The 12,445-nt window shown below is 69.7% G+C and carries 11 protein-coding genes and 1 tRNA gene; 5 read left to right on the forward strand and 7 right to left on the reverse strand.

What is annotated here, in order from left to right:
• Nucleotides 1-10: 10 nt before the first annotated feature.
• Both EZ242_RS15025 and EZ242_RS15030 read right to left on the reverse strand, forming a co-directional pair.
• Nucleotides 11-814 carry an ABC transporter ATP-binding protein gene (locus EZ242_RS15025; protein ID WP_135286007.1) on the reverse strand — a complete coding sequence of 268 codons (804 nt, stop codon included), beginning with the start codon at nucleotides 812-814 and terminating at the stop codon, nucleotides 11-13.
• Nucleotides 811-1,944, reverse strand: coding sequence for an MlaE family ABC transporter permease (locus tag EZ242_RS15030; RefSeq protein ID WP_420821254.1), 1,134 nt, complete (start codon nucleotides 1,942-1,944; stop codon nucleotides 811-813). Before EZ242_RS15030 ends, EZ242_RS15025 begins: the two co-directional genes overlap by 4 nt.
• 153 nt (nucleotides 1,945-2,097) lie before the next feature.
• Between EZ242_RS15030 and EZ242_RS15035 the strand changes: the two genes are divergently transcribed.
• The 4 genes from EZ242_RS15035 to EZ242_RS15050 all read left to right on the forward strand — a co-directional run bounded on the left by EZ242_RS15035 (nucleotide 2,098) and on the right by EZ242_RS15050 (nucleotide 6,866).
• Nucleotides 2,098-3,639: a CoA-acylating methylmalonate-semialdehyde dehydrogenase gene (locus EZ242_RS15035; protein WP_135286008.1), complete on the forward strand. Its 1,542-nt coding sequence runs from the start codon at nucleotides 2,098-2,100 to the stop codon at nucleotides 3,637-3,639.
• 28 nt (nucleotides 3,640-3,667) lie between these two features.
• Nucleotides 3,668-5,413 carry a GMC family oxidoreductase gene (locus tag EZ242_RS15040; protein ID WP_135286009.1) on the forward strand — a complete coding sequence of 582 codons (1,746 nt, stop codon included), beginning with the start codon at nucleotides 3,668-3,670 and terminating at the stop codon, nucleotides 5,411-5,413.
• Nucleotides 5,414-5,538: 125 nt separating this feature from the next.
• Nucleotides 5,539-6,297 carry a sulfite exporter TauE/SafE family protein gene (locus tag EZ242_RS15045; protein WP_135286010.1) on the forward strand — a complete coding sequence of 253 codons (759 nt, stop codon included), beginning with the start codon at nucleotides 5,539-5,541 and terminating at the stop codon, nucleotides 6,295-6,297.
• 35 nt (nucleotides 6,298-6,332) lie between these two features.
• Nucleotides 6,333-6,866: a DUF2946 family protein gene (locus EZ242_RS15050; protein ID WP_135286011.1), complete on the forward strand. Its 534-nt coding sequence runs from the start codon at nucleotides 6,333-6,335 to the stop codon at nucleotides 6,864-6,866.
• 41 nt (nucleotides 6,867-6,907) lie between these two features.
• On the opposite strand, the gene EZ242_RS15055 is transcribed toward EZ242_RS15050, so the two are convergent.
• Nucleotides 6,908-7,876, reverse strand: coding sequence for a c-type cytochrome (locus tag EZ242_RS15055; protein ID WP_135286012.1), 969 nt, complete (start codon nucleotides 7,874-7,876; stop codon nucleotides 6,908-6,910).
• Between the two features lie 114 nt (nucleotides 7,877-7,990).
• Between EZ242_RS15055 and EZ242_RS15060 the strand changes: the two genes are divergently transcribed.
• Nucleotides 7,991-8,066, forward strand: a tRNA-Arg gene (locus EZ242_RS15060).
• Nucleotides 8,067-8,519: 453 nt separating this feature from the next.
• Here the strand turns inward: EZ242_RS15060 and EZ242_RS15065 are convergent.
• From EZ242_RS15065 to EZ242_RS15080, 4 genes are all read right to left on the reverse strand, one after another.
• Complete coding sequence (locus tag EZ242_RS15065) at nucleotides 8,520-8,852, reverse strand: hypothetical protein (protein WP_135286013.1); 333 nt, start codon at nucleotides 8,850-8,852, stop codon at nucleotides 8,520-8,522.
• A gap of 619 nt (nucleotides 8,853-9,471) precedes the next feature.
• Nucleotides 9,472-10,590 (reverse strand): Rieske 2Fe-2S domain-containing protein, encoded by a 1,119-nt coding sequence (locus tag EZ242_RS15070; protein ID WP_135286014.1) that lies wholly within the window; start codon nucleotides 10,588-10,590, stop codon nucleotides 9,472-9,474.
• Nucleotides 10,591-10,605: 15 nt separating this feature from the next.
• Nucleotides 10,606-11,574 carry a Bug family tripartite tricarboxylate transporter substrate binding protein gene (locus EZ242_RS15075; protein WP_135286015.1) on the reverse strand — a complete coding sequence of 323 codons (969 nt, stop codon included), beginning with the start codon at nucleotides 11,572-11,574 and terminating at the stop codon, nucleotides 10,606-10,608.
• Between the two features lie 5 nt (nucleotides 11,575-11,579).
• Nucleotides 11,580-12,347 (reverse strand): GntR family transcriptional regulator, encoded by a 768-nt coding sequence (locus tag EZ242_RS15080; protein WP_135286016.1) that lies wholly within the window; start codon nucleotides 12,345-12,347, stop codon nucleotides 11,580-11,582.
• Nucleotides 12,348-12,445 lie beyond the last annotated feature (98 nt).

The following is a 12,445-nucleotide window of genomic DNA, read 5'->3' on the forward strand; positions in this document are numbered from 1 at the left end:
CTCCCTGCAATCAGCTCGAAGGCGGCGCGTCCAGCAGCGCCATCGCGCGCTGCCCCCGCTCGCCGTGGAAGAAGGTGTGGACGAAAGGATGGTCGAAAGCCACCACCTCGCGCGGCGGGCCGCTCACGATCACCTGCCGCTCGGCCAGCACGGCGATGCGCGTGGACAGCTCGAACAGGGTGTCCAGGTCGTGGGTCACCATGATGACCGTCAGCCCCAGCTCGCGGTGCAAGGCGCGCAGCAGCGCCACGAAGGCATCCGAGCTGTCCGGGTCCAGGCCGGCGGTGGGCTCGTCCAGCAGCAGGAGCGGGGGATCGAGCACCAGCGCGCGGGCCAGCGCGGCGCGCTTGATCATCCCGCCCGACAGGTCGGCCGGCATCTTGGCCGCGTCCTGCGGCTTCAGTCCCACCATCTGCAGCTTGAGCATGGCCGCCTCGCGCACCAGCGCCGGTGGCAGGGTGCGCAGCTCGCGCAGCGGCAGCTCGATGTTCTCCAGCACCGTGAAGGCGGAAAACAGCGCGCCGTGCTGGAACAGCATGCCCACGCGGCTGGCGGCGCCCTCCCGGCCCAGTCGCGCGGCCGGCTCGCCCAGCACCTCGATCTCCCCCCGCGTGGGCGCCTCCAGGCCCAGGATCTGCCGCAGCAGCACGGTCTTGCCGGTGCCGGAGCCCCCCACCAGCGACAGCAGCTCCCCGGACATGACGCGCAGCGACAGGTCCTGGTGCACCACGTTGCGCTGGCCCTCCTTCTCGAAGACGGACCACAGGCCGCGGATGTCGACGACCGGATGCACGTCGGCGCGCCCTTCGTTCATAGCCCCACCGTCTGGAACAGGATGGCGAAGAGCGCATCCACCAGGATCACCACGGTGATGGCCGTCACCACCGAGGCCGTGGTGCCCCTCCCGAGGCTCTGCGTATCCGGCTTGACCCGCAGGCCGTAGTGGCAGCCCACCAGCGCGATCAGGATGCCGAAGACAAAGGACTTTCCCAGCGCCAGCGTGAGGTTGCCCAGCGGCACCGCGCCGGGCAGCGCATTGAAGAAGTACACCGGCCCGATGCCCAGCGCCAGGTCGGCCGCGAGCATGCCGCCGGCCAGCGAGCACAGCGTCGTCCACGTGCTGATGAGGGGCATGGCCACGGCGAGCGCCAGCACGCGCGGCATCACGAGGCGAAAGCCGTGCGGGATGCCCATGACGCGCATGGCATCGAGCTCCTCGGTCACCCGCATCACGCCGATCTGCGCCGTGATGGCCGAGCCCGAGCGGCCGGCGATGAGGATGGCCGCGAGCATGGGTCCCAGCTCCCGGATGAGCGCGATGCCGAGGATGTTCACGATGTAGGCATCGGCCCCGAAGGTGCGCAGCTGCTGCGCGGTGAGGTAGGCCAGCACGACCCCGATGAGAAAGCCCACCAGTGCCGTGATCGGCAGGGCCGTGGCGCCGATGCGGAACAGGTGGCCGGAAACGTCCCGCCAGGGCCCGCGCGCCGGTGCGCGGGCAAGCCGCAGCAGGTCCAGCGCGAGCTGCCCGACCAGCATGAGGAACAGCCGCAGCTCGTGGGCGCCATGCAGCACCCAGGCACCCAGGGCGAGGAACTCGCCCGCGAGCGTGCGGCGCGGCCTGGCCGGAGCGGGGGCCGCGTGCGCGGCCACGCGCTCGATCAGCGCGCGTTGCGAGGGCGAGGCCGCGAGCGCCTCGGGCCAGCGGCGGCCCCAGTGGTCCCACAGGAGCTGGGCGCCCAGGTGATCGATCTGCTGCGCCTCGCGCAGGTCCCAGGCCGGCGTGGCCGGCAAGGCTGCGAGCCGCGCCTGCAGCCCCTTGAGCAATCGCGGCCGCGCGAACTGCGCGGCGGTCCAGCGCCCGAGCACGCGGGCAGCCGAATCGGCGCCGATCGGTGCTTCGATCCGGGGCGCGTCGGCGGAGACCTGGGCGGATGCGGTCATGGGCATGCTGAAGTTCATCGTAAAGGCTGAGTGTGAGCCGGCCTGTAGGAGAGATCAGCGCCGCGCCTTCCGGTGGCAAGGCAAGCCCTAGTTCCCCGGCGGGTGGCCTGGGCCTAGACTGCGGAACTTCCCTGCTGTACCCCGAAGTCCTCCATGAACGCTCCCGACCGCCCCGCCGCCCCTGCCGCAATCGCCTCCATCGACCACTGGATCGCCGGCCGCACGGCAAGTGGCACCGGCGAGCGGCGCGCCGATGTCTTCAACCCGGCCACCGGCCAGGTCAGTGGCCGGGTGGCCCTCGCGAACACCGCCGACGTGGACACGGCGGTGGCCGCCGCGCGGCAGGCCTGGCCCGCCTGGGCCGACACCCCGCCCATCCGCCGTGCCCGCGTGATGTTCCGCTTCCTGGAGCTGCTCAACCAGCACCGCGACGAGCTGGCCCGCATGATCACCGCCGAGCACGGCAAGGTGTTCACCGACGCCCAGGGCGAGGTCACGCGCGGTATCGACATCGTGGAGTTCGCCTGCGGCATCCCGCAACTGCTCAAGGGCGACTACACCGACCAGGTCTCCACCGGCATCGACAACTGGACGATGCGCCAGCCCCTGGGCGTGGTGGCCGGCATCACGCCGTTCAACTTCCCGGTGATGGTGCCCATGTGGATGTTCCCGGTGGCACTCGCCGCCGGCAACAGTTTCGTGCTCAAGCCCAGCCCGCTGGACCCCAGCCCCTCCATCCGCATGGCCGAGCTGCTGAAAGAGGCGGGGCTGCCCGACGGCGTCTTCAACGTCGTGCAGGGGGACAAGGACGCGGTCGATGCGCTGCTGGAGCACCCGGACGTCAAGGCGCTGTCCTTCGTCGGCTCCACGCCCATCGCCCGCAAGATCTACGAGACCGGCGCCCGCCACGGCAAGCGCGTGCAGGCGCTGGGCGGCGCCAAGAACCACATGGTGGTCATGCCCGACGCCGACATGGAGCAGGTCGCCGATGCCCTCATCGGCTCGGCCTTCGGCTCGGCCGGCGAGCGCTGCATGGCGATTTCCGTCGGCGTGCTGGTCGGGGCGGCGGCCGACCGCCTGGTGCCGGTACTGGCCGAGCGCACGCGCGCGCTCAAGGTCAAGGACGGGCGCGAGCTCGATGCCGAGATGGGCCCCATCGTCAGCGCCGCGGCGCACGAGCGCATCGCCGGCTACATCGCCCAGGGGCAGGCCGAAGGCGCGCAGCTGGTCGTCGACGGCCGCGGCTTCCAGGGGCGCATGGCCGGCCCCGGCTGCGACAACGGGTTCTGGATCGGCGGCAGCCTGTTCGACCACGTGACCCCGGACATGAAGATCTACCGCGAGGAGATCTTCGGCCCCGTGCTGGGCTGCGTGCGCGTCAAGGACCTGGCCGAGGCCGTGGCCCTGGTCAACGCGCACGAGTACGGCAATGGCGTGTCCTGCTTCACGCGCGACGGCAACGTGGCGCGCGAGTTCAGCCGCCGCATCGAGGTGGGCATGGTAGGCATCAACGTGCCCATTCCCGTCCCCATGGCCTGGCACGGCTTCGGCGGCTGGAAGAAGAGCCTGTTCGGCGACATGCATGCCTACGGCGAGGAAGGCGTTCGCTTCTACACGCGCCAGAAGTCCATCATGCAGCGCTGGCCCGAGAGCATCGGCAAGGGCGCCGAGTTCGTGATGCCCACGGCCTCGTGAGGCCGGTTGCGGATTTCGCGGGAGCACCATGAGCCAGGCCGACTGGGACTACATCGTCATCGGCGCGGGCACCGCCGGCTGCCTGCTGGCCAACCGGCTGAGTGCCGACCCGCAGAGGCGCGTGCTGCTGCTGGAAGCGGGGGGCAAGGACGACTACCCCTGGATCCACATCCCGGTGGGCTACCTGTACTGCATCGGCAATGCCCGCACCGACTGGCTGTTCAAGACCGAGGCCGACGCGGGCCTGAACGGCCGCGTGCTGCGCTACCCGCGCGGCAAGACGCTGGGCGGCAGCTCCAGCATCAACGGCATGATCTACATGCGCGGCCAGGCGCGCGACTACGACCAGTGGGCGCAACTCACGGGCGACCCCGCCTGGCGCTGGGATGCCTGCCTGCCCTACTTCAAGCGCCACGAGGACTACCACGGCGGCGCCGACGCGATGCACGGCGCCGGCGGCGAATGGCGCGTGGAGCGCCAGCGTCTGCGCTGGGACATCCTCGATGCCTTCGCGCGCGCGGCGCAGGAGGCGGGCATCCCGGCCAGCCCGGATTTCAACCGCGGCAGCAACGAAGGCGTGGGCTACTTCGAGGTCAACCAGCGCAGCGGCTGGCGCTGGAACACGGCCAAGGCCTTCCTGCGGCCCGTGCTCAAGCGGCCCAACCTCACCGTGTGGACGCGCGCGCACGTCAAGCAGCTGCTGGTCGCGCGCGATGCGGACGGCGGCCTGCGCTGCGAGGGTGCGCAGGTCTGGAACGAGCGCGAGATGGTCACCGTGCGGGCGGCGCGCGAGGTGGTGCTCGCGGCCGGCAGCATCGGCTCGCCGCAGATCCTGCAGCTCTCGGGCATCGGTCCGGGCGCGTTGCTGCAGTCGCACGGCATCCCGGTGTTGCGCGATGCACCCGGCGTCGGCGCCAACCTGCAGGACCACCTGCAGATCCGGGCGGTCTACAAGGTGCATGGCGTCAAGACCCTCAACGTGCTGGCGGCCAACTGGTGGGGCAAGGCCTTCATCGGCCTGGAATACGCCCTGCGCCGCACCGGTCCCATGAGCATGGCACCCTCGCAGCTCGGGGCCTTCACGCGCAGCTCACCCGAGCAGCCCTGGCCGAACCTGGAGTTCCATGTCCAGCCCCTGAGCCTGGACGCCTTCGGCGATCCGCTGCACGCCTTTGGTGCCTTCACGGCCAGCGTCTGCAACCTGAACCCCACGAGCCGCGGCTTCGTGCGCATCCGCAGTCCGCGCTTCGAGGACGCGCCCCTCATCGCGCCCAATTACCTGAGCACCGACGAGGACCGCCTCGTGGCGGCGCAGTCGCTGCGCGTGGTGCGGCGCATCGCGGCGCAGCCGGCGCTCGCGCCCTACCGACCCGAGGAGTGGCGACCCGGGCCGCAGTACCAGAGCGACGAAGAACTCGCACGCCTGGCCGGTGACATCGCCACCACCATCTTCCATCCGGTGGGCACCACGCGCATGGGCCCGGCCGACGATCCGATGGCCGTGCTCGATGCGCGCCTTCGCGTGCATGGCGTGCGCGGCCTGCGCGTGGTCGATGCCGGCGCCATGCCCACCATCACCAGCGGCAACACCAACTCGCCCACGCTCATGATGGCCGAGCGCGCGGCCGAATGGATCCAGGGCAGCGCGACCGTTCACCCCGAAAGCGAGCACGAAAGCGCTAACGGGAAATCACCGATGCACCATGCCGGTGAGCTTGCGTACAGTTCGCCCATCTCGCGGCACCCCATCGGGGCGCAGCGTCGAGAGGCCTGAGGAGACAAGCAAAGAGAGCGATACGCTCACCCGACATGTGTCGGCTGCAAAAGCGCCTGCGGGCGCTTTTGTTTTTGGTGCGCCCCAAGGCAGGGCACTGCAGAGCCAGTGCCACAATCGCGCCGATGGAACTGCTGCTGATGTCGCTCGCGTCGCTGCTGGCCGGCTTCGTGGACGCGATCGTCGGCGGTGGCGGCCTCATCCTCGTGCCCGCGCTCTTCGCCATCTTTCCCAACGCGGCGCCGGCCAGCCTGTTCGGCCTCAACAAGAGCGCCTCGGTCTGGGGCACCGCCATGGCGGCGGCACAGTTCAGCCGGCGCGTGCACATGAACTGGTCGGCCCTGCTGCCGGCGGCGATCGCGGGCCTGGCGGGCGGCTTCACGGGCGCGTGGGCCGTCACGATCGTCTCGGGCGACTTCCTGCGCAAGCTGCTGCCGCTGGTGCTGCTGGCGGTGCTGGCCTACACCCTCGCGCGCAAGGACCTGGGCCGGCATCACCGCCCGGCGCTCTCCGCGAGCGGCGAACGCGCGGCCACCGCCTGCATCGGCCTGGTGCTGGGCTTCTACGACGGCTTCTTCGGGCCGGGCACCGGCAGCTTCTTCGTCTTCCTCTTCGTGCGCTGGCTGGGCTACGACTTCCTGCATGCCTCGGCCGCGGCCAAGCTGCTGAACACGGCGACCAACCTCTCGGCCCTGACGCTCTTCGCGCTCAAGGGCCATGTGTGGTGGCACTACGCGCTGGCGCTGGCCGTGGCGAACGTCGCCGGCAGCCTGCTGGGCACGCGCCTGGCGCTGCGCCACGGAGCGGCTTTCGTGCGCATCGTCTTCATCGCGGTCGTCTCGGCCCTGATCCTCAAGACCGGCTACGACGCGTTCATCCGCTGAGCCTGCGTCGGCGGAGGCCGCCGGATAATGCGCCGATGGACGACATCGTGCGCCAGGCCATGGCCAAGTGGCCCAACGTGCCGCATTGCTGGGGCTGGCTCGGCCTGGATGCGCGCGGCGGCTGGTACATGCGCGACGACCGCGTGCAGGCCGCCGGGCCGTTCCCGCAGCACAAGGGCTCGCTGCTGCGTCACGACAAGCTGATCGACTTCATCCACCGCAACTACGCGCCCGACGATGAGGGGCAGTGGTACTTCCAGAACGGTCCGCAGCGCGTGTACGTGGAGCTGGAATGCGCGCCCCTGGTGTGGCGCATCGGCGAGGACTTCAGCGTGCGCGCCCACACCGGCAAGGCAGCGCAGGTGCGCGATTGCGTGATCGACGAGGCCGGGCGCCTCTACCTGGACAGCGACATCGGCTTCGGCCTGGTGCACAGCCTGGACATGGGCCAGGCGGCCGACGCGGTGGAGTCCGGGCGCTGGTCGCCGCGCGAGCTCACGGCCGCGGACCTGCCGGCGCGCTTCGGCTTCGTGCGCAGTCCGCAGGCGCTGCGGACCGGGGCGGCCTGAGCGGCACGCCGGGCGTCGCGGCCCGGCGCGGCCGGCACGCTTTACTTGACGGTACCCACCATGTATTCGACGGCGGCGCGGAGCTGCGCCTCCGTGGCGGCCGCGGCGCCGCCCTTGGGCGGCATCGCGCCCTTGCCCTTGACCACGGACTGCAGCAGCCCATCGACACCGGCCGACAGGCGCGGCGCCCAGGCGGACTTGTCGCCCAGCTTGGGCGCGCCGGCGACGCCGGCGGCGTGGCAAGCCATGCAAGCTTGCTTGTAGAGCGCCTCGCCCGCGCCGGCGGCCACGGGCGCGGCGGCCGGGGCCGCAGGAGCTGCGGCGGGTGCAGCGGGTGCAGCGGGCGGGTTGGCGCCGGCGGCCGGGTTCGGGGCCATGGCAACCAGCGGCGGCGTGGCCGTCATGGTGACATTGGCTTGCGAGCCGGGCACCGCAGCGGCCGGGCCGGCGGCGGCGCTCTGGGCGGCCCCACCCTCGGGCCGGTTCGGCTCGGCGAACTTGCCGCCGCCTGTGTTGGCCAGGTAGGCCACCGCGCGGGCGATCTCCAGGTCCTCGAAGTCGCCGCCGGCTTGTGCCGGCATGGCGCCCTTGCCCTTCAGGGCCGCGGCCACGAGCGCATCGAAGCCCGTCTGGATGCGGGCAGCCCAGCCCGCCGTGTCGCCCACCTTCGGAGCGCCGGCCACGCCGGCCACGTGGCAGGCGGCGCACTGCGCCTTGAACACGGCCTCGCCCGCCTGCAGAGGACGGTTGGCGTCGCGGATCTCCACGGTGCCGACCTTCTGGATGCGGGCGGCGACGTTGCGCTCCAGGTCTTCGGCGCTGAGGCCGCCGAGGACGTGGCGGTCCGCCAGCTGGCTGCCCGCGGGCTTGGTGTCCGACACCACATACGCCACGAGGCCGATGATGATGATCACGGGCACCACGAACGCAAAGAAGGCGGCCCAGAGCAGTTGGACGGGTGTCTTGATCGGACCGGAGTGGGCTTCTTCCTGCTGCGTGCTGTCGCTCATGGCGTCCTCGGGGAAATGCGGAGCTGCGTTGAAAACAAACCCTCGATTATAGGCAGCGCGCCTGAGCAGCCCCGGGAGGGCGGCGCACTTCGGTCATAATCTGCGTTTGCCCGCGCGGCTGTAGCTCAGTGGATAGAGTATTGGCCTCCGAAGCCAAGGGTCGTGGGTTCGATCCCCGCCAGCCGCGCCAAAGACAAGAACGCCACCCTTCGCGGTGGCGTTTTCGTTTCTACCTTTTCCTATTGTGGACAGGGCGCTCGCACTGCCGAGGGTCCGCATGGGTTCGCGGACAGCCGGGGGTTCCGAGGTTGCAGAGGGGTTTCGAGCGGGTGCGGGCAGGGGCGAAACCCCTGACGGCCGATCCATGGAGCGGCCCCGCGCTCTTCGTGCGCAGCTGCCGTGCGTGGGCACCTGCGCTGACCGGTGCATTCGTGCTCAATCTCATATACCCGGCGCGGATCGGTAAACGGCTGCCGCAGGGTACCTTCCGCGGGTCGGGCCCGGCGTCCGCAGCGAGAGGGGTGAGAGCATGCCGTCATTGGCGACCCCGCCCACGCTCCTCTGGTACGCCTGCGGCCCTTGCCCGGGAGCCAAGGCTCAGCGAGCGGAACATCTAGCACCCGGGATGCCGAGCGCGTGCGCCTTACTGGGTTGGGGTTGCACCCGCGCCCATCGCGCGCGTCTCGGGGACGACGACCACCGCAGCCGTCTCGCGCTGCGCCTCCAGGTCTGCCTTTTCGACGTCTCGCAGTTCCTCACGGCGCTCGGCGATCGCGTTGTTCAGGTCGCGACGCGCTTCCGCGATCTCTTGCATGGCTTCGCGGTGTGCCTCACGAATCTCCTGCATTGCCTCCTGACGAGTTTGCTGCAAATCCTGGTATTGCTCGGCCACCTCGTCTCGCTGCGTGCAACCCGCCACTCCGAACAGCAGCGCCACGGAAGAGACGGCGGCCAGTTTTTTGATCATTGATTGCATCTGATTGCTCCTTATCGTGAGGGCAGCAAACCGCCACCCGTGTACCAACAGTGGGGCTTGGACTGGCCGAGTTGCGTGGGAGCTAGCGGGAAGTGTCCGTAGGAGACCCCGGGCGAGCGCGGGGGGGTTCCTACGCGCTTGCTCGGCAAGGCTTCCGTCTCCTGGGGTGTGCGATGCCGCCCCGGTTAGACATGGTTGGACCGCCGTGCTTGCAACTTGAGAGGCGCCAGCGGCGGTCCTCCCAGCGATCCACGAGTTGGTCGTAGCCTCCTTACTCGCCGGTCACCCCGTGCACGACAGCCAGGTTTCCCAAGGGGTTGCGGAGGGGTTTCGACGGGTTCCTGCAACGCACGAAACCCCTGAGGCCTGCACGGCCTCGATGCGGCACAGGCGTCGTGCGCAGTCAGGGCAACCGAGCACCTGCCGCCCTTTCCAAATCCAACCGGCGACAAGGTTGGCGAGCCACGGACAGCACGTCCTGCGCACCACGGCGCATCCCCGAGTGGGGGGGCGCCGGTGCCGGGCCTAGCAAGACATCCCGGCAGCGGCAGAAAGCGCCTGCCGCCAATCACCCGCGATCACTCTTCGAGCCACCTCCACGTTCCGAGCGGTCGCGCGCTCAGAACACGTTGTCGAAGCGAACGACGTCCCCGATCGGCTCACGCACCACGCCGATCGGGTCGCGCCCGGCCTTCACGTCTTCCATGGCCGCGAAGTAGAGCCGCCGCAGCAGGTTCACGCCCATGTCCGTGCGGCCCAGGGTCTCCACCGTGCGGTCGGCGACTTCACCCTGGCTGTAGCACGCGAACTTGTCCTGCACGTTGACCTTGGACGCATGGTGGATCGGGTCGCTGTCGTCGAGTTCGTAGATGAAGGCCTTCATGCGCGCGACCTTTTTCTCGCGCTCGGCGGCCGGCATGTCGGCCGGCAGGGGCAGGAACCAGGCGTGGAAGGACAGCGTCTCGGTCTGCGAGACCGGCACGATCCAGAACGCCAGCATGATCCCCGGGTCCATGATGGGCAGGGCGAGCCGCACCGCCGAGGGGAAGAGGAACTCCACCTCCCGCTCGTAGCCGGGCCGTCCTGCGATGGTCTTGAGTCCCCAGCGGGTCGGCTCGGCGTTCAGCGTGGGGATCGCCTGGAACTTGGCCTGGTCGAAATCGGTGTCCTGGTGCAGCACCGACACGTGCACCGGATCCACCAGGTTCTCCAGCACCTGGAAGTAGTTGCACGGCCAGCGCCCTACGGTGTTGATCCGAACGCCGTCCTCGCGGGCGAAAGCGTCGATGGGCGGCAGCTCGGGCGGCTCGCCCGGACCCATGTACGCCCAGATGAAGCCACCGCGCTCCTGCACGGGATAGGAGGCGAGCTTGATCTTGTCGCCGAAGGGCCGCGGCTCGCCGGGCTGCTCGAGGCACTGCCCGGTGGCGTCGTACAGCCAGCCGTGATAGGGACAGCGCAGCCCGTTGGGCGCCAGCCGCCCGGCCGTCTTGACGTTCTCCGCGCCGGCGGACAGCGACGTGCCGCGGTGGGCGCAGCGGTCTGCGATCAGGCCGAGCTTGCCTGAGGCATCGCGGAACAGCGCAAGCTTCTCGCCGAAAGGTGTGACCGGCATGGGATTGCGCTGCTCGAGCTGCGCGCTCACCGCGACAGGCAGCCAGTAGCGGCGCATCAGCTCGGCGGCCTCGGAGCCGGGGCTCACGCGCGTGAGCAGTTCGTTCTTCTCAGGACTGAGCATGGTTCACAAGCCGGATCAATTGGCTTTCAGGTTGAACTTGTCAACGATGGCCTTCTGCTGCGGCAGGGTCTCGCGGGCGTACTCGCGCAGCTGCGCGCCACTCATGTAGACCGGCTCCTGCGCCAGGGTGGACAGGGTCTTGATGAACTCGGGCGACTCCATGGCCTTCTTGACGGTGTCGTGCAGCCTGGCCGCGATCTGCGGGTCCAGCCCCGCCGGCGCGACCAGACCCCAGGGCGAGAAGTCCGAGGCGTTCACGCCGAGCTCGATCAGCGTGGGCACCTGCGGGTATTTCTTCAGGCGCTGCTTGCCGAAGGTGGCGAGGAGCCGCACCTTGCCCCCTTCGATGAAGGGCACCCAGCCCGTGCTCTCGGCGGCCGCATCGACATCGCCGGCCAGCAGGGCCTGCATGCTGTTGGCCGTGCCGCGGTAGGGAACCACCGTCCACTTGAGGCCGTACTGCTCCGCGACCTGCTCCGAGATCAGGTGGCCCGGCGAGCCGATGCCCGGCACGGCGATGTTCACCTTGCCCGGGTTCTGCCGCGCATGGGCGATGAACTCGGCGAAGGTCTTCCAGGGCCGATCCTCGCGGACCACCAGGCCGAAGGGGTTGTCCGAGACGTTGATCAGGTAGGTGAAGTCCTTGAGCGGGTCGTAGGGCGTAGGCGCGATGTACGGCTGGCGCAGCACGCCGTTGTGGATCTGGGCGAGCGTGTAGCCATCGGGCCGGGCCTTCATGAGCGCGGCGGCGCCCAGGCTGCCGGTTGCGCCGGGCCGGTTCTCCACCACCACCTGCTGCCCCAGCATGTCCGACATGATCTTCGCCAGCGTGCGCATCTGCACATCGGCCCCGCCTCCCGGCGGCCAGGGATTGATCAGGGTGATGGGACGGCTCGGCCAGTCGCTGCCCTGCGCGAAGGCGAGCGGACTCGCAGCGAGTGCGGCGCAGCCCGCCGCGGCGTGGATGAAATGTCTCCGTTGCATAGGTTTTACTCCTGGTGTCGAGAGGGTTCGGGCTCAGCGGCCTTGGCCAGGCCGGGCCACAAGGCGCGCAGCCGCTCGGGCGACTGCAGCGCGCGTGCCAGGCCACGACGGCCGATGCGTGCGTGCTCCTCGGCGAGCAGTTGGGCGCGCGTGCCCTGCCGGGCCTCGATCGCCTCCAGCAGCGCCTCGTGCTGCGCCTGTGAACTGCGCAGCCAGAAGAGGCTTTCAGCCGAGGGCTCGCTCACGGGCAGCATCGCGCTGGGCGCGGCGAAGGGCAGGCGGTTGTTGTGGTCGATGGCGCGCTGCAACGCTTCACTGCGGCTCGCCCGGGCCATGCCCGCGTGGAAGCGCTCATTCACCTGCGCGTAGGCGCGCTGCTGTTCGGGGCTGGCGTGTTCGCCCGCCACCAGCTTGGCGCCCTCGGCGACCAGGGCCTGCAGCTCACGGCGCAGGCCCGGGAACAAGCCGTGCTCGGCGGCCAGCCGGGCCGCCATGCCTTCCAGGAAACCGCGCAGGACCATCGCATCCTCCACCTCGCTGGGGGTGAACCGCCTGGCCACGAAGCCGCCGGCCGGAAGCGCCTCGACCAGGCCGATGTGCTCGAGTTCGATAAGCGCCCAGCGCACCGGCGTGCGCGACATGCCCAGGCGCTCGGCCAGGCGAACCTCGTTCAGGCGCTGCCCCGGCTCGATCTCGCCCGCGAGCAGGAGGTCGCGAAGACCCAGGTAAGCGCGCTCTTCGGAGGCGGCCGGCGCGGCGATGGCAGTGAGCATCGCCGCATTATGAATTCACAACCAGCGATAAACCGTCTGCTCGGTGATTTCACCTAACTCTTTGGTATCCAAATTCCATTTTTGTGCATGCAGGATCA

The sequence above is a fragment of the Ramlibacter rhizophilus genome (assembly GCF_004681965.1).
Taxonomy (GTDB): Bacteria; Pseudomonadota; Gammaproteobacteria; order Burkholderiales; family Burkholderiaceae_C; genus Ramlibacter; species Ramlibacter rhizophilus.